Raw genomic sequence first — 18,254 nt, 5'->3', positions numbered from 1 at the left:
GCATTCACCTTATGAGAGCGGTGTGATAGCGCCATTGCGACGGGCGCGCTATGGTCCGCCAGTGGAGTAGAGTAATGGATCGGCCGGGCGAAACCACGCATTTTGGCTTCAGGGACGTGCCCTTGGGAGACAAGCAGACGCTGGTGAACGACGTGTTTCACAGCGTGGCCGCGCGCTATGATCTGATGAACGATCTGATGTCCGGTGGCCTGCACCGGGTCTGGAAGGACATCATGATCAACGCGCTCGACCCGCCGAGGAGCGAGCGGCCGTTCGCACTGCTCGACGTCGCCGGCGGCACCGGCGACATCTCGTTCCGCGCCGCCAAGGCGGCAGGCGCTGGCTTCCACGCCACCGTCTGCGACATCAACACCGACATGCTGGCCGTCGGCCGCGAGCGCGCTTCCAAGCGGCATCTCGAGACTCAGGTCGATTTTGTTGAGGGCAACGCCGAAGCACTCGCCTTTGTCGATCGCAGCTTCGACGCATACACGATCGCTTTCGGCATTCGCAACGTGCCGCGGATCGATCTGGCGCTGCGCGAGGCCTATCGGGTGCTGAAGCCGGGCAGCCGCTTCCTGTGCCTGGAGTTCTCGACCGTCGACATGCCCGGGCTCGATCGCCTCTACGACTTGTTCTCGTTCAAGGTGATCCCGCCGCTTGGCCGCATGGTCACGGGCGACGCCGAGTCCTACCAGTACCTCGTCGAATCGATCCGCAAGTTTCCAAAGCCCGGCGCCTTCGCCGACATGATCCGCGACGCCGGCTTTTCTCGCGTCAGCTGGCAGACACTCACCGGCGGTATCGTCGCACTGCATTCAGGCTGGCGTTTGTGATCTCTGCCATCACCCACATTTCGCGCCTGATCCGCGCCGCGTTCGTGTTCGCGCGCGAGGGCGTGTTCGGTTCGGTCGATCCGAGCCTGGTGCCGCCGCCCGGGCAACTCGCGCTGAAGCTTGCGCGCCTCATCGAGCGGCGCGGCGTCAAGCACGGCCCAAGGATATCGCGCGCCCTCACCCGCATGGGCCCGGCCTATCTCAAGCTCGGGCAGTTCCTGGCAACGCGCCCCGACGTCGTCGGCGTCATCATCGCGCGCGACCTCGAAAGCCTCCAGGACCGCCTGCCGCCGTTTTCGCAAGCCGAAGCGGAAGCCACGATCACGATATCGCTGGAACGGCCGCTGAAAGATGTGTTTGCAAGCTTCGGCCCGCCGGTCGCCGCCGCCTCGATCGCACAGGTGCATCGCGGCGAGGTCTTGCGGGGCGGCATCCGTAGGCCGGTGGCGATCAAGGTGCTCCGGCCCAATGTCGCCGCACGTTTCCGCCGCGACCTCTCCGACTTTTTCTTCGTCGCGCACAAGGCCGAAGCCTATTCGGCCGAGGCGCGGCGCCTGCGCCTCGTCGAAGTCATCAACACCATGTCGCGTTCGGTCGCGATGGAGATGGACCTCCGGCTCGAAGCCGCCGCGCTGTCGGAGATGGCGGAGAACACGCGCGACGATCCTGACTTCCGCGTGCCGACCGTCGACTGGGACCGCACCACACACAACGTGCTGACGCTGGAGTGGATCGACGGCATCGCGCTGAACGACCACAAGCGCCTTGCGGAGGCGCAGGTCGACCTGCCCGATCTCGGCCGCAAGGTGATCCAAAGCTTTTTGCGGCACGCGCTACGCGACGGCTTCTTCCACGCCGACATGCATCCGGGCAATCTGTTCCTGGACGATGCCGGCCGTCTCGTCGCAGTCGATTTCGGCATCATGGGCCGGCTCGGCATGAAGGAGCGGCGCTTCCTCGCCGAGATCCTGCTCGGCTTCATCACCCGCGACTACCGCCGCGTCGCCGAGGTGCATTTCGAAGCCGGCTATGTGCCCGCGCATCATTCGGTCGAGAACTTCGCGCAAGCGATCCGCGCCATCGGTGAGCCGATCCACAACCGCACCGCCGAGGAAATCTCGATGGCGCGGCTGCTGACGCTGCTGCTCGAGGTCACCGGCCTGTTCGACATGACGACGCGGCCCGAGCTGATCCTGCTTCAGAAGACCATGGTCGTGGTCGAGGGCGTGGCGCGCGCTTTCGATCCCAAGCTGGATATCTGGAAGGTTGCCGATCCCGTGGTGCGCGAATGGATCGAGCGCAACCTCGGTCCGATCGGCCGGGTCCAGGGCGCGCTGGCGGGGACCGGGGACATTGCGCGGGTGCTGATGCGGCTGCCGGAGATTGCCGAGCGGTCGGTGAAGGTGCTGGAGCAGCTCGAGACCATGACGCGGGACGGCATAAGGCTGTCGCCGGAGAGCATCGCGGCGATGGGGCGCAGCGAGGGCCGCAAGAACCGCTGGCGCACCGTGGCGCTCTGGATCATCGCCGCGACCTTCATCGGCATCCTGATCGCCGTCCGGAATCTATGATTGCACTGCAATCACACGAATGATAGCATCGCGATCATTCCGTGTTGGAGGGCGTCATGGCAAGCCTGACCATCCGCAAGCTCGACGACGCCGTCAAAACCTATCTGCGGCTGCGCTCGGCCAAGAACCGCAGGTCGGTCGAGGAAGAGGTCCGGGTCATCCTGCGGGAGTTGATCGAGGGCCGCGAGGAGCCGCTGACGCCGTTTGCGGTCCCACCTGCGGCATCATCCTCAGCTCCGACACCGCAACGTACCGGCGCCGTTCCCGAGGCCAGCGTCACCCTGATCATCGGCGGCGGCATCGCGGCCTATAAATCGCTCGACCTGATCCGCCGGCTGAAGGAACGCCGCGTCGAGGTTCGCTGCGTGCTGACCAAGGCGGCGCAGCAATTCGTCACGCCGCTGGCGGTGAGCGCGCTGTCGCATGAGCGCGTCTACACCGACCTGTTCGACCCGCAGAGCGAGTTCGACGCCGGCCATATACGGCTGGCGCGCGACTGCGACCTGATCGTGGTGGCGCCGGCGACCGCCGACCTCCTGGCCAAGATGGCAAATGGTCACGCCGATGATCTCGCCAGCGCCGTCCTCCTCGCCACCAATCGCAAGGTGCTGCTGGCGCCGGCGATGAATCCGCTGATGTGGAGCAACGCGGCGACACGCCGCAACGTCGCGCAGCTTCAGCGCGACGGTGCGGTGTTGACCGGACCCAATTCCGGCGAGATGGCGGAAGCCGGCGAGGCCGGCATCGGCCGTATGTCGGAAGCCATCGAGATCGCCAATGCCGCCGAGCGGCTGCTGCGGCCGCCGGTGCCGCGCCCGCTCGCCGGCAAGCGCGTGCTCATCACCGCAGGTCCCACGCATGAGCCGATCGATCCGGTGCGCTACATCGCCAACCGCTCCTCCGGCAAGCAGGGCTTTGCCATTGCCGCCGCCGCGCAGGCCGCGGGCGCCGAGGTGATTTTGGTGAGCGGTCCGGTCGACCTCGACGACCCCCAAGGCGTGACGGTGAAGCATGTGGAATCGGCACAGCAGATGCTGGAGCAGGTGCAGGCGGCGCTTCCCGTCGACGTCGCGATCTTCGCCGCCGCGGTCGCCGACTGGCGCGTCGCCAACCAGGGCGAACAGAAGCTGAAGAAGACCTCGGCCGGCATGCCACCGCTTCAGCTCGTCGAAAACCCCGACATCCTCGCTACCATCTCCAAGCTGGCCGACAAGCGCCCGCCGCTGGTGATCGGCTTTGCCGCCGAGACCGAGCATCTCATTGAGAACGCCAAATCAAAACTTGCCCGCAAGGGCTGCGACTGGATCGTCGCCAACGACGTCTCGCCGGCCACCGGCGTGATGGGCGGCGATCGCAACACCGTGCACCTGATCAGCCGCAAGAATGGCGCAAAGGACGGCGAGTTTGCAGTTGATTCCTGGCCGGTGATGACCAAGGAACAGGTCGCCATCGAACTGGTCGCGCATGTCGCAAAGACCGTGACCGACAAATCCCGGGAGCCGGCATCTTGAGCACGAAAGTCACGGTCGAACTGCAACGCCTCGCGCATGCCGACGGCCTGCCGCCGCCGGCCTATCAGACCGCCGAGGCCGCCGGCCTTGACCTGATGGCTGCGGTTCCGGACAGCGAGCCCTTGACGCTCGCGCCCGGTCAATATGCGCCGGTACCGACGGGCCTCGCGATCGCCTTGCCGCCCGGGCACGAGGCGCAGGTGCGGCCGCGCTCGGGGCTTGCGGCCAAGCACGGCGTCACCGTGCTGAACTCGCCCGGCACGATCGACGCGGACTATCGCGGCGAGATCAAGGTGATCCTGATCAATCATGGCCAGGCCCCCTTCGTGATCAAGCGCGGCGAGCGCATCGCCCAGATGGTGATCGCGCCCGTGGTGCAGGCCGCGCTGGTTCCCGTCGCCACCTTGTCGGCGACCGATCGCGGCGCCGGCGGGTTCGGCTCGACCGGCCGCTAAGGCACGATAGCTCCGGCCGAATCACCCGAGGAACTACGTGCGTTGGAACAACGTGCCCGGCATTTTTGGGGGGCCGCCTTTGCGTTCACGATCTGGACTCTTACCGGCGGAGTCACGGTGAGGGTATTGTCTTTTGATTCGCGCGCGACGGGGGTCGTCGCGCGCAAATCCGTGCGATCTTGGGGCAACTATGTCAGGCGTGATCGTGTCGATGCGTCGGACGCTGCTGTCGTGCACATCGTTGGTGCGCAACGGCTTGTTGGGAGGCGCTTTGGCGGCGCTGCTGCCGGCTGCGCCGGCTGAGGCCGCCGACCTCGTCGACACTCTCTCCATCATGCTGGATTTCAACCGGCAGGAACTCGCGGTGCTCGCCACTGCGCTGGCCCTGCTCGGCTTCTCGGTGATGGCCGCGATCCTGTTGATGCGCACGCGCGTGCGCACGGCGAAGAACGAGGCGCGGCTGCGCGCGCGAATCGGGGAACTGCAACTTCAGGCCGATCGCTTCGGCGCCCTGCTGTTCGCCGAGCCGCAGATCCTGATCTCCTGGGCGGCCGGCGACAATCGCGCGCAGATTTCCGGTGACATCTCCATGGTGCTGCCGCGCGATTCCTCGCCGCAACGCGTGCTCGCATTCGGAACCTGGCTGCCGCCGGAACCCGCGCTCCAGATGGATCATGCGGTCGATGCGCTGCGCGAGCGCGGCGATGGGTTCCAACTGACGCTGACGACTGCGCATGGCCACACGCTCGAGGCCATCGGCCGCGCCATCGGCGGCCAGGCCATTGTCCGGATTCGCGAACTCTCCGGGCTCCGGCGCGATCTGGCCGAGACCAATCTGCGTTACAAGGCGCTCTCCGACGAGACCGAGATGCTGCGTGGCTTCGCCGCCGCAGCACCCTGGCCGATCTGGGCCAAGGGGGAGAATGGCGCACTGACCTACGCCAACCCCGCCTATGTCCGAGCGACTGAGGCGAACAGCATCATCGATGCCCAGGAGCGCAAGCTCGAGCTGCTCGACAGCGCCAACCGCACCGCGATGGACCGGGGGCTGAAGGACGCCGCCAACTTCACCTCGCGGCTGCCGATCGTGATCGGTGGTGAGCGGCGCATGTATGACGTGCGCGCGGTCAATGTCGGCAGCGGCAGTGTCGGCGTCGCCATCGATGCCAGCGAGGCAGACGCGCTGAGCTCGGCCCTCGTACGCATGGCGGAAGCGCATCGCCGCACGCTGGACCAGCTCTCCTCGGGCGTTGCCGTGTTCGATGGCCAGCGGCGCCTCGCCTTCTACAACGATTCCTATCGGCGGCTGTGGGACCTCGACCGCACCTTCCTCGACGCCAACCCTGATGATTCCAGTGTGCTCGACCAGCTCCGCGCCGCGCGCAAATTGCCGGAGCAGCCGGACTTCCGCGCCTGGAAGGCCAAGCTGCACGAAGCCTATCGCGCGGTCGAGACCGCCAAGGACACCTGGTACCTTCCCGACGGCCGCGCGCTTTCGGTCGTCACCACGCCGAACCCCGAAGGCGGCGTCACCTATCTGTTCGACGACGTCACCGAGAGCCTCGAGCTCGCCCGCCGCTTCGACGGCATGATCCGGGTTCAGCGCGAGACGCTGGACAGCCTCGCGGAAGGCGTCGCGGTGTTCGGCAGCAACGGCAAGGCGCAGCTGTTCAATCCGGCCTTTGTCCGGATGTGGAAGCTGTCCAGCGATGCCATGCGCGACGAGCCGCACATCCAGACGGTCGAAGCCTGGTGTCATCAGCTCTACGACAATCCCGTGGTCTGGCGCCAGATCCGCGAAGCCATCACCTCGATCGAGAACCGCGCCGACGTGCCGCTGAAGCTGGAACGCAAGGACGGCAGCGTGCTCGATGGCATGATCCGCCCGCTGCATGACGGCGCGACCATGCTGACGTTCCAGGACATCACCGACACCGAAAATGTCGAACGCGCGCTGCGCGAGCGCAACGAGGCGTTGGAGGCCGCCGACCAGATGAAGGTGGATTTCGTCCACCACGTCTCCTACGAGCTGCGCTCGCCGCTCACCACCATCATCGGCTTCGCGCACTTCCTCAGCGATCCCTCGACCGGACCGCTGACGCCGAAGCAGGCCGAATATCTCGACTACGTCACCAAATCGACCAATGCGTTGCTGGCGCTGACCAACAACATCCTCGATCTCGCCACCATCGACGCCGGCGCGATGAAGCTGGAACTCGGCCCGGTCGACGTCAGCAAGGCCATCGAGCTCGCGGCCGAGGGTATCCAGGACCGCCTCGCCACTGACCGCATCCGCCTCAAGGTCGAGATCGCGCCCGACATCGGCAGCTTCATCGGCGACGAGAAGCGCGTGGTGCAGGTGCTCTATAACCTCCTTGCCAACGCAGTCGGGTTTTCTCCACAGGATTCCACCGTCGGCATCAGCGCACGCCGCACCGAGCGCAGCGTGGTCTTCACCGTGACAGATTCAGGGCCTGGAATACCTGCCGACATGAAGGACAAGGTGTTCAACTGGTTCGAAAGCCGCTCGCAGGGCTCGCGTCACCGCGGCGCCGGGCTCGGCCTTTCGCTGGTGCGCTCCTTCGTCGAGCTGCATGGCGGCAAAGTTCGGGTGGACTCGATCGTCGGCCGGGGCACGGTCGTGATCTGCGACTTCCCGACCGACCAGGCGGCGCATCGCGACGCCGCCGAATGACCGAAGCAACCACATTCTCGGTCGCGCTCCACAACGAGACGGCTACCGCGCAATTGATGGCCGACCTCGCGCTGCTGGTCGGCCCCGGCGACGCCGTCACGCTCACTGGCGATCTCGGTGCCGGCAAGACCGCAGCCGCGCGCGCCCTGATCCGCTATCTCGCCGGTGACGAGACGCTGGAGGTTCCGAGCCCGACCTTCACGCTGGTGCAGGGCTACGAGCTGCCGCCCTTCCCCGTGATGCATGCTGACCTCTACCGCGTCGAGGACGAGAGCGAGCTCGAGGAGATCGGGCTGTCGCCGCTGCCCGACGCAACCCTCGTTCTGATCGAATGGCCAGAGCGTGCGCCGTCGGCGATGCCCGAAGACCGCATCGACATCGCGCTGACGCACCGGCCGGCGCTGGGCTCGAATGCGCGCGCGGCCGACATCACCGGTTACGGCAAGGGCGCCGCGCAAGTCGTGCGACTGAAGGCGCTGCGCGAATTCCTCGACGTCTCCGGCTATCTCGATGCGACGCGTCGGCGCATGGCCGGCGATGCCTCGACCCGCTCTTATGCGCGGCTGCGGCGCGACGGCGAGAGCGTCATTCTCATGAACTTTCCGCAGCGCCCCGACGGCGCGGCCCTTTATGGCGGAAAATCCTACAGCGCCGCAGTGCATCTCGCCGAAAATGTAAAGCCCTTTGTCGCCATCGACGAAGGCCTGCGTGCACAGGGAATCTCTGCGCCTGCGATCCACCATTCCGATCTCGACCACGGCTTTCTGATCACCGAAGATTTCGGCAGCGAAGGCGTGATCGAAGGCGATCCGCCGCGCCCGATTCCCGAACGCTATGAGGCTGCGATCGATGTGCTGGCCATGCTGCACAGCAGGACGCTGCCGGAAACCTTGCCGCTCGCCGGTCAGAGCTACGAGATACCGATCTTCGACGCCGAGGCGCTGCTGATCGAGATCGGCCTGATGCCGGAATGGTATCTGCCCGATCGCAATGCTCCGCTCAGCCAAGAGGCGCGCGCCGAGTTTCTCGCGATGTGGCGCGAGCTGCTGAAGAAGCCCTTGGCGGCGCCGCGGACGTGGATCATCCGCGACTACCACTCGCCCAATCTGATCTGGCTTGGGAATCGCAGCGGCATCGAACGCGTCGGCGTGATCGATTTCCAGGACACCGTGCTTGGACCGAAATCCTACGATGTGGTGTCGTTGCTCCAGGACGCCCGCATCGACGTGCCCGAAAGCCTCGAGCTGACGCTGCTGTCGCGCTATATCAAGGCACGCCGCGCCAATGACGCAAGCTTCGACGCCGCCGGCTTCGCCGAGCTCTACGCCATCATGTCGGCGCAGCGGAACACCCGCCTGCTCGGCACCTTCGCCCGGCTGAATCGCCGCGATGGCAAGCCGCATTATCTGCGTCACCAGCCGCGGATCTGGACCTATCTCCAGCGCTCGCTGGCGCATCCCGCGCTCGGCTCTTTGCGCGACTGGTATCTCGCCAACGTCCCGCCGCCGCAACCCTGATCCGCGTCCGATTTACCAGCCGTTAGCCAAGATGTCGCTATTCTGGCCGCGAGGCAGCCGGATCGTTACGGGGCTGGAGCAAGGGTGATGACGGCGAAAGCGGATCAGCGCGGCAATAACCGGGTCGTTTTCGAGCGCGGGGTTCCGGCCCAGATGATGGGCATCGACGGCACCTGGCGGCGTGATTGCACCATGGAGGACGTTTCCGACACCGGCGCCAAGCTGACCATCGACGGCTCGGTCGAAGGCCTGCACCTGAAGGAATTTTTTCTCCTGCTGTCGTCCACCGGACTTGCGTACCGGCGCTGCGAGCTGGCCTGGGTCAATGGCGACCAGATCGGCGTCAATTTCCTCAAGCTCGGCGACAAGAAGAGAAAGGTGCGCTCCACAGCCATCGGGGCGTGACGGCAACACCCGTCGTACAACCGTCACGACGGGCGATTAAGGCGGTTGGGATGCGGTGCGGCTGGCCGAGGCTCATGCTAGGATTGCCGCGAAAGCGAAATCGAGGGATTTGAGAAAGCGAAGAATGTCCGTCAAACCGACCAAAGCCATGGTGCTTGCCGCAGGGTTCGGCCTGCGCATGCGCCCGTTGACGGACAAGATGCCGAAGCCGATGGTGCCGGTGGCTGGCCAGCCGCTGCTCGACCACGTGCTCGACAAGCTCGGCCATGCCGGCGTGACCGAGGCGGTGGTCAACGTGCACTATCTGCCGGACCAGATCATAAATCACACCGCATCGCGCCAGCATCCGCGCGTGACCATCTCCGACGAACGCAACCAGGTGCTCGGCACCGGCGGCGGCGTCGTCAAGGCGCTGCCGCTGCTCGGCGATGCGCCGTTCTTCCACGTCAATTCCGACACGCTGTGGATCGACGGCGTGCGCTCGAACCTGACGCGGCTTGCGGAAAACTTCGACCCCGCGCGCATGGACATTCTGCTGCTGATGGCGCCGACCGCAACCAGCATCGGCTATAGCGGCCGCGGCGATTACGGCATGCTGCCCGACGGGGCCTTGCGCAAGCGCAAGGAAAAGGAGGTCGTTCCGTTCGTCTATGCCGGCGCCGCGATCATGTCGCCCGCGATCTTTGCCGATGCGCCCAGGGGCGAGTTCTCGCTGACAAAAATGTTCGATCGCGCCAACGAGCAGGAGCGGCTGTTCGGCCTGCGGCTCGACGGCGTCTGGATGCATGTCGGCACGCCTGATGCGGTGCATGCAGCTGAAGAGGCGTTTCTGGAGAGCGTGGCGTAAGACTTAGCCACTTGCACCACTTCCATGCCCCCGCGAAGGCGGGGCATCCCGTGCGCCGCGGCGGCGAGGTTCTTGCAACCGGCGTCTCTGGAATACTGGATCATCCGCTGTCGCGGATGATGACACTGTCTTGGTGCAGCGAACAGCGGGGAAGATCCTCACCGGACCCATGACCATTTGACCTTGTCTGCCTATATTGGCGCCTGATCGAATCAGGCAGCCCATGCGCGTTTTCAGCATTCCCATCTCAGTTCCGTTCCTGCGCACTGTCGTCGCGAGCCTGCTCGACGGCCGGCTGGTCGAAGGCTTCGAAGCGCGCAAAGAACCGGCGCGGCTTGCGGATGCGACTCTGTACCTGCCGACCCGACGCGCGATGCGCGTGGTCCGCGAGATCTTCCTCGACGAGATGAAGGCGGATGCTGTGGTGCTGCCGCGCATCGTCGCACTCGGCGACATCGACGAGGACGAGCTCGCCTTCGCCGACCAGGGCGAACAGTTCTCCGGCACGACGCCGCTCGACATTCCGCCCCGGCTCGGCGAGCTCGAACGGCGGCTGACACTGGCGCAACTGGTGGCGGCCTGGGCCAAGCGCCCGGTGCTGTCCCCGCTGGTGGTCGGCGGCCCCGCCTCGACGCTTGCATTGGCGTCCGATCTTGCACGGCTGATCGACGATATGGTGACGCGCGGTGTCGACTGGAGCGCGCTCGATGGGCTCGTGCCTGATAATCTCGACCGCTATTGGCAGCACTCGCTCGAATTTTTGCGCATCGCGCGCGTTGCCTGGCCCGGCCACCTCGCCGAGATCAAACGGATCGAGCCGGCGGCACGGCGCGATCTCCTCATCGCGGCGGAAGCCAGGCGGCTGACCGCGCATCCGAACGGGCCGGTGATCGCGGCCGGTTCAACCGGCTCGATGCCGGCCACCGCTAAATTCCTCCATGCGGTCGCATTGCTGCCGCATGGCGCGGTGGTTCTGCCGGGCCTCGACACCGATCTCGACGAGGACGCCTGGCGCACCATCGGCGGCGTGCGCGATGCGCTCGGCAAGTTCGCGGAGCATCCGGCGTCGAACCATCCGCAATATGCCATGCATGCGCTGTTGCAGCGTTTTGGCATCAAGCGCAGCGACGTCGACATTCTCCACCCGCCGGCAGAAGGCGGGCGTGATCTGCTCGCATCGGAATCGATGCGGCCCTCGGTCAAGACGGAAGTTTGGCATGACCGGCTGAAGCAGCCGGATGTCGCCGCAAAGATCGCCGGCGGCATGAAGAACCTGGCGGTCGTAGAAGCCCCCAACCCCGAAATGGAAGCCCTCGCGATCGCCATCGCGATGCGCGAGGCGCGGCATCTCGACAAATCGGCGGCGCTGGTGACGCCCGATCGCGCGCTGGCGCGGCGGGTAATGGCTGCGCTGACCCGATGGGACCTCGCCTTCGACGATTCCGGCGGCGACGTGTTGATGGAAACATCGGCCGGTGTCTTTGCCCGCCTCGCGGCAGAGGCCGCGACCAAGGGCCTGGAGCCGCCGACGCTCCTGGCGATGCTGAAGCATCCGCTGTGCCGGCTCGGCCGGCTGCCTGGCGCATGGAAGGCGGCGATCGAAGGACTCGAGCTCGCGGTCTTGCGCGGCACACGCCCACCCGCCGGCACGGCCGGCCTGTTGCGCGAATTCAACCGTTTTCGCGACGAACTGGCAAAGCTGTGGCGCAGCGAAGTCTCCGCGCTCCATCGCGCGGAGCCCCGCGCGCGGCTCAAGGCGGAGGATCTCGATCGCATCCAGGCGCTGATCGATGCCTTGCGACACGCATTGGCGCCGATCGAGAGCCTGGCCTCATCAAAACCTTATGACTTCACCGAGCTCGCGCACCGGCATCGCGAAATCCTGATCGAGCTGTCGCGCGATGAGCAGGGCATTCCGCTCGGCTTCGAGGATCGCGAGGGCCTCGCCCTCGCCAGCGCGTTCGACGATCTGCTGCGCGGCGGAACGACCAGCGGGTTGATGGTGCCGTTGCCTGACTATCCCGATGTCTTCCAGACCGCGTTCGGCGACCGCGCGGTGCGGCGGCGGGATAGGCCGGGCGCGCGGCTGCAAATCTACGGCCCCCTGGAATCGCGCCTGATGCAGGCTGACCGCATCATCGTCGGCGGCTTAATCGAGGGCGTCTGGCCACCGGCACCACGCATCGATCCCTGGCTCAGCCGGCCGATGCGGCACGAGCTCGGTCTCGATCTGCCGGAGCGCCGCATCGGCCTCTCCGCGCATGACTTCGCACAGTTGCTGGGCGCCGACGAGGTGATCCTCACCCATTCCGCCAAGGCCGGCGGCGCGCCGGCGGTGGCGTCGCGCTTCCTGCACCGGTTAGAGGCGGTGGCGGGCGACCATCACTGGAAGGCGGCAGTTCGCGCCGGCGAGAAATACGTGCAGTTCGCCGGCGCAATGGACCAGCCCGACGAGGTCAGGCCGATCAAGCAGCCGGAGCCGCGACCGCCGCGCGCGACGCGGCCGCTCAAGATGTCGGTCACCGAAATCGAAGACTGGCTGCGCGATCCCTACACGATCTACGCCAAGCGCATCTTGCGATTAGATGCGCTCGATCCCGTCGACATGCCGCTCTCGGCTGCCGACCGCGGCTCGGCAATCCATGGCGCGCTCGGCGAGTTCACGGAAACCTATGCGGCACGCCTGCCGGACGATCCCGCGCGCGTGCTGCGCGCGATTGGCGAAAAACATTTTGCCCCGCTGATGGAGCGGCCCGAGGCGCGGGCGCTGTGGTGGCCGCGTTTCCAGCGCATCGCGCGCTGGTTCGGCGAATGGGAGACGGCGCGGCGCGATGCGATCGAGGCCATCACGGCAGAGACCCACGGCGAGATCTCGATCACGCTCGACAACGCGCGCAGCTTCCGCCTCTCCGCGCGCGCGGACCGCATCGAACGGCGCCAGGGCGGCCGCTATGCCATCCTCGATTACAAGACCGGGCAGCCGCCCACCGGCAAGCAGGTCCGCATGGGCCTGTCGCCCCAGCTCACGCTGGAAGCTGCGATCCTGCGCGAGGGAGGCTTCCCCGACATCGAGGCCGGCGCGTCCGTGAGCCAGCTCGTCTATGTCCGCCTCAGCGGCAACAATCCGCCGGGCGAGGAGCGGGTTCTCGAGCTCAAGTTCAAGCCAGGCGACGAGCCGCAACCACCAGACACTGCGGCGGCCGAGGCGCGCGCCAAATTGGAGGCGCTGATCCGCGCCTTCGAGGACGAGAACCAGGCCTACACCTCGCTGAACCTGCCGATGTGGGCGAACCGCTACGGCACCTATGACGATCTCGCCCGGATCAAGGAATGGTCGGCGGCCGGCGGATTGGGGATCGAGGAATGGTGAAGGCACCGCGCCCCATCCCCGACGAGGTGCGCGCGCGGCAGGCGCGTGCATCCGATCCGACCGCATCGGCTTTCGTGTCGGCCAACGCGGGCTCGGGCAAGACGCATGTGCTGGTGCAGCGGGTCATCCGTCTGCTGCTCGCGGGCGTGCCGCCGGAAAAGATCCTCTGCATCACCTTCACCAAGGCCGCGGCCGCCAACATGGCCGAGCGCGTGTTCACCACGCTCGGCCATTGGGTGACGCTGGACGACGCTGCGCTCGACGCAGTCATTCGCGCGGTCGGCATCCCGCATCCCAGTGCAAAGCTGCGGCGCGAGGCGCGAAAGCTGTTCGCCTGCGCGCTGGAAACGCCGGGCGGGCTGAAGGTGCAAACGATTCACGCGCTGTGCACACGCCTGCTCCAGCAGTTCCCGTTCGAAGCCAACGTGCCGGCACGCTTCGCCGTGATCGACGAGCGCGACCAGACCGACATGATGGAACGCGCCAATCTGAAGGTGCTGCTGGAGGCCGCGCGCGATCCCGAGAGCGTCACCGGCCGCGCACTGTTGACGGCAATGGCGAGCGCCGCCGACGTCACCTTCAAGGAGGTCGTACGCGAGGCGTGCCTCAGCCGCGATCATTTCATGGCCTGGACCGACCAAGCTGGCGATGCCGGAGCGGCGGTCGAACAGATGGCGGCTGTGCTGGGCGTCGATGCGGGCGACCAGATCGAGGATGTCGAGATGGAGATTCTCGACGGCCCTTTCCTGCCGCGGTCGCGCTGGGACGATATCGCGCTTGCGCTGGAGGACGGCAGCAAGTCGGACAAGGACCAGGCCGGCCGGCTCCGCGAAGCAAAAGTCTTTTCCGGCAGCGCGCAGGTCGATGCCTATCTCTGCGTCTTCCTTACCGACGACAAGCTGCCGCGCAAGGTGGTGCTGACCAAGAAGTTTTGCGATCACAACCCGTCCGTGGCCCGGCTGTTCGAGGCCGAGGCGCAGCGGCTCGGCGGGTTGATCGAGAAGCGCCGCGCGGTGACCATGCGCGACCGCACCGCGGCCCTGCTACATATCGCGACCGCTGCTGCCCAAAACTACCGCCGCGAGAAGCAGGAGCGCGGCCTGCTCGACTACGACGACCTCATCGACAAGACGCTGGCGATGCTGGACCGCGTCTCCGCGGGCTGGGTGCATTACAAGCTCGATCGCGGCGTCGATCACGTCTTGATCGACGAGGCCCAGGATACCAGCCCGCGGCAATGGGACATCGTCGCGCACATCATCTCCGAGTTCACCGCAGGCGAAGGCGCGCGGGAGGGGCTGAACCGCACCATCTTCGCCGTCGGCGACGAGAAGCAATCGATCTTCTCGTTCCAGGGCGCGGCTCCCCACGAATTCGATGCCCGACGGCGCGAGCTGCACCGCAAGTTCACCGCGGCCGGGCTGAAATTCGACCCGGTCGCCTTCACCTATTCGTTCCGCTCGGGCGCCACGATCCTGCACTCGGTCGATCACGTCTTCCGCGATCCCCAGATCTACAAGAGCATCCATTCGGTCGAGATCGGCCACCCCCTGCACAACGCCCTCGCCGATGCAGGGCCGAGCGTGATCGAGCTGTGGGATCTCGCGGAGGCCGACGATCGGCAGGACATCGAAGGCTGGCGCGCCCCCTTCGACGGCGTCGCCGTCACCAGCCCCGAAGTAAAGCTCGCGCATCGCATCCAGGCCGAAATCAAGCGGCTGGTCGAGAGCGGCACGCTGACGGGGCACGAAGGCGAACGCCGGCCGCTGCGCTATGGCGACATGCTGATCCTGGTGCGGCGACGCGGCAACGCATTCGATGCCGTGATCCAGGCGCTGAAGCATGCCAACGTGCCGGTCGCCGGCGCCGATCGGCTCAAGCTCACCGAGCACATCGCCATCATCGATCTGATGAATCTCGCCGATGCGCTGCTGCTGCCGCAGGACGATCTCGCGCTCGCGGTGGCGCTGAAGAGCCCGCTGTTCGGGCTCGATGACGACGACCTCTTTACCCTCGCCTGGGATCGCAAAGGATCGCTGCGCCGTGCGCTTCGCGAGCATGCAGCCACAAGCGAGAAGTTCGCCACGGCATTGCGGCGCCTGGAAGCCTGCGAGGCACGCGCGCGCGAGGAGACGCCGTTCGCGTTCTACGCCTGGCTGCTCGGCGGCGATGGCGGCCGTGCGCGCATCCTGCGCCGGCTCGGCTTTGAGGCCAACGATGCGCTCGACGAATTTCTGGAGCTGGCACTGAACTACGAGCGCAAGGCGCCGGCCTCGCTGCAAGGCTTCATGGCCTGGCTGCGTTCGGCCGACACCGAGGTGAAGCGCGACATGGAAATCTCGCGCGACGAGGTGCGGGTGATGACGGTGCACGGCGCCAAGGGCCTGGAGGCTTCGGTCGTGTTCATGGTGGACACTACGTCCTCGCCCGCGGACTCGCAGCGGCTGCGGCTGATCCATGTGCCGCGCGGCAATGGCGGCGAGGTGGTGGTCTGGGCCGGTCGCAAGGCGGACGACCCGAAGCCGGTCGCCGAGGCGCGCAAGGCGATGCTGGAGGAGACCGAGGACGAATATCGCCGCCTGCTCTATGTCGCGATGACGCGCGCGGCCGACCGCCTGATCGTCGGCGGCTGCATGCCCGGCAATATGAAGACCGTCCGCAAGCTGAGCTGGTACGATCTGGTCGATACCGGTCTCGCCGGCTCGGGCCTGGACAAGCAGGTCATCGAGACGCCGCTCGGCAAGGTGACGCGGTTCTCGCGGCCGGAGGATGTCGTGGCACTGGGCGCACCGGCGGCATCGGTCCGCCAGACGATCACGCTGCCGGGCTGGCTGCGGACGCCGGCTCCGCGCGAGACCGTCGACGATGATGCCCTGCGCCCCTCCGGCCAGTCGGCCGAACAGGGCCGCAGCGTACGATCAGGCGAATCGGTGCAGTCGCGCGCGCTGGCGCTGCAACGCGGCACGCTGGTGCACCGGCTGCTGCAATCCCTGCCTGATATCGCCGCCGAGCGCCGGCGCGAGGCCGCACGGGACTTCATGGCCCGCAATGCCCCGGACTGGCCGGAGGCCGACCGCGCCGCGCTGGCCGACAAGGTGCTCGCCTTGATCACTGAGCCGCGCTTCGCCCCGGTCTTTGCCGCCGGCAGCAGGGCCGAGGTCGCCATCATCGGCAAATTGGAGCGGCCGGGCGGCGTCCCGGTGCTGGTGTCGGGGCAGATCGACCGGCTGGTCGTTCGCCCCGAGGAGGTCCTGATCGTCGATTTCAAGACCAACCGGGCGGCGCCCGGAAGCGCGGCCGAGGCACCCGCCGCCTATGTCCGGCAGCTCGCGCTGTACCGGGCAGTGCTATCGCGGCTTTATCCCCAAAAGCCGGTCCGCGCCGTCCTGCTCTGGACCGAGGCCCTTGAATATATGGAGATTTCGGCCCCCGCGCTGGACGCGGCGCTGGCATCCCTTCATCTCGGTGTGAGCGTCCTTGACCCGGCAAGGGGCCGTTCATAGGTTGACCCCATGATCCCAAGCGCGATTCCAGGTCGCGCCGATTCTTTCAACAGAGTGAGGTACTCCAATGGCCGTTAGCAAGGTTTCCGACGCCGATTTCGAAACCGAAGTGCTCAAGGCGAACGGCCCCGTGGTCGTCGATTTCTGGGCCGAATGGTGCGGCCCCTGCCGCATGATCGCGCCCGCCCTCGACGAGATCGCCGGCGCGATGGGCGACAAGGTCAAGATCGTGAAGCTCAATGTCGACGAGAGTCCGAAGACCGCGTCCAAGTACGGCGTCATGTCGATCCCGACCCTGATGATCTTCAAGGGCGGTGAGATGGCTTCCCGCCAGGTGGGCGCGGCGCCGAAGGCGAAGCTTCAGCAGTGGATCACCTCCGCGGTCTGATCCGCCTCGCGCAGGATTATTTTCGAAAGCGGCCGGCGAAAGCCGGCCGTTTTGCGTTGACGGGACATGTTCAGCGTAGGACGAGTCCCTTCCCTTGCCAGCCCCTCCCGCAAAACGCGCCCGAAAATCGACCTTACTCGTAGCAATGGAGGCGAGGTCGGTCGAGGCGATCCCGCGCGGCAAGGAGTGGCAGTACGAGCCGAAGTGGGATGGCTTCCGCTGCTTGCTGGCGCGCAGTGGCAGCGACGTCGATCTCCGCTCGAAGTCCGGCGAGGATCTCGCGCGCTATTTTCCTGAGATCGTCGCCGCCGCGCTGAGCCTGAAAGCGGATCGTTTCACGCTCGACGGCGAGATCGTCGTGCCGCACGGCAAGGGCTTTTCCTTCGACGCATTGCTGCAACGAATCCATCCCGCGGCAAGCCGCGTGAAGAAACTCTCGCAGGATACGCCGGCGCTCTACCTCGTCTTCGACCTGCTCGAAACAGCCAAGGAGAAGCAGCTTGCCGCAAAATCGCTGAGCGAGCGGCGCCCGGTCCTGGAAGCATTTGCGAAAGATCATTTGAGGAACAGCCTTTTCCGTCTCTCGCCGGCGACGACGAACTACACCACCGCCCAAAAATGGCTGGCGCAGTCGGGCGGCGGCTCGGATGGCGTCATCGCCAAGCGCGTCGACCTGCCTTACCAGGCGGGAACGCGCGAGGGCATGCAGAAGATCAAGAAGTTTCGCAGCGCCGATTGCGTTGTCGGCGGCTTCCGCTATGCCAGCAACAAGATCGGCGGCCGCAACGTGGTCGGCTCGCTGCTGCTCGGGCTCTATGACGACAAGGGCTTGCTGCACCATGTCGGCTTCACCTCGGCGATCAAGGCGCAGGAGAAGCCGGCGCTGACCGATTGCCTGGAGGCATTGATTGGCGAGCCCGGTTTTACCGGCAACGCGCCGGGCGGACCGAGCCGCTGGTCCACCGAGCGCTCGGCCAAATGGTGTCCGCTCAAGCCGAAGCTGGTGATCGAGGTCTGCTACGACCATTTCAGCGGAGAACGCTTCCGCCACGGCACCTCGATCCTGCGCTGGCGTCCCGACAAGGCACCGCGGCAATGCACATTCGAGCAGTTGGCGCAGAAAGTGGCCGATCCGATGAAGTTATTGAAGTGAAGT

General features: G+C 66.1%; 12 protein-coding genes. All 12 read left to right on the top strand.

Features of this window, described 5'->3' with window-relative positions; translation table 11 throughout:
- Window positions 1–74: 74 nt before the first annotated feature.
- A complete protein-coding gene (gene ubiE, locus IVA98_RS10280; RefSeq protein WP_247354821.1) occupies window positions 75–836 on the top strand; it encodes a bifunctional demethylmenaquinone methyltransferase/2-methoxy-6-polyprenyl-1,4-benzoquinol methylase UbiE in 762 nt (253 codons plus the stop codon).
- Window positions 833–2,407, top strand: coding sequence for a 2-polyprenylphenol 6-hydroxylase (ubiB, locus tag IVA98_RS10275; protein WP_247334526.1), 1,575 nt, complete (start codon window positions 833–835; stop codon window positions 2,405–2,407). Before ubiE ends, ubiB begins: the two co-directional genes overlap by 4 nt.
- A gap of 56 nt (window positions 2,408–2,463) precedes the next feature.
- Window positions 2,464–3,918: a bifunctional phosphopantothenoylcysteine decarboxylase/phosphopantothenate--cysteine ligase CoaBC gene (gene coaBC, locus IVA98_RS10270; protein ID WP_247303891.1), complete on the top strand. Its 1,455-nt coding sequence runs from the start codon at window positions 2,464–2,466 to the stop codon at window positions 3,916–3,918.
- Window positions 3,915–4,373 carry a dUTP diphosphatase gene (gene dut, locus IVA98_RS10265; RefSeq protein WP_247303893.1) on the top strand — a complete coding sequence of 153 codons (459 nt, stop codon included), beginning with the start codon at window positions 3,915–3,917 and terminating at the stop codon, window positions 4,371–4,373. The genes coaBC and dut overlap by 4 nt, the downstream gene beginning before the upstream one ends.
- 190 nt (window positions 4,374–4,563) lie before the next feature.
- Window positions 4,564–7,068, top strand: a complete 2,505-nt coding sequence (locus IVA98_RS10260) for a sensor histidine kinase (protein WP_247303894.1) — start codon at window positions 4,564–4,566, stop codon at window positions 7,066–7,068.
- Window positions 7,065–8,585 (top strand): tRNA (adenosine(37)-N6)-threonylcarbamoyltransferase complex ATPase subunit type 1 TsaE, encoded by a 1,521-nt coding sequence (gene tsaE, locus IVA98_RS10255; protein ID WP_247303895.1) that lies wholly within the window; start codon window positions 7,065–7,067, stop codon window positions 8,583–8,585. The genes IVA98_RS10260 and tsaE overlap by 4 nt, the downstream gene beginning before the upstream one ends.
- Window positions 8,586–8,672: 87 nt before the next feature.
- A complete protein-coding gene (locus IVA98_RS10250) occupies window positions 8,673–8,990 on the top strand; it encodes a PilZ domain-containing protein (RefSeq protein ID WP_247303896.1) in 318 nt (105 codons plus the stop codon).
- Between the two features lie 124 nt (window positions 8,991–9,114).
- Window positions 9,115–9,837: a nucleotidyltransferase family protein gene (locus IVA98_RS10245; protein ID WP_247303897.1), complete on the top strand. Its 723-nt coding sequence runs from the start codon at window positions 9,115–9,117 to the stop codon at window positions 9,835–9,837.
- Between the two features lie 223 nt (window positions 9,838–10,060).
- Window positions 10,061–13,207: a double-strand break repair protein AddB gene (gene addB, locus IVA98_RS10240; protein ID WP_247303898.1), complete on the top strand. Its 3,147-nt coding sequence runs from the start codon at window positions 10,061–10,063 to the stop codon at window positions 13,205–13,207.
- On the top strand, window positions 13,201–16,710 hold the full coding sequence (addA, locus tag IVA98_RS10235; protein ID WP_247354819.1) for a double-strand break repair helicase AddA: 3,510 nt from the start codon (window positions 13,201–13,203) through the stop codon (window positions 16,708–16,710). The genes addB and addA overlap by 7 nt, the downstream gene beginning before the upstream one ends.
- A gap of 67 nt (window positions 16,711–16,777) precedes the next feature.
- Window positions 16,778–17,098 (top strand): thioredoxin, encoded by a 321-nt coding sequence (gene trxA, locus IVA98_RS10230; RefSeq protein WP_074121876.1) that lies wholly within the window; start codon window positions 16,778–16,780, stop codon window positions 17,096–17,098.
- A gap of 145 nt (window positions 17,099–17,243) precedes the next feature.
- Entirely contained in the window at window positions 17,244–18,251 is a 1,008-nt protein-coding gene (locus IVA98_RS10225) for an ATP-dependent DNA ligase (protein ID WP_247303900.1), read from the top strand.
- Window positions 18,252–18,254: the final 3 nt, after the last annotated feature.

Origin of the sequence: Bradyrhizobium sp. 160, from assembly GCF_023073735.1 — a bacterium.
GTDB lineage: Bacteria > Pseudomonadota > Alphaproteobacteria > Rhizobiales > Xanthobacteraceae > Bradyrhizobium.
This window is presented reverse-complemented; position numbering and strand designations above follow the sequence as displayed.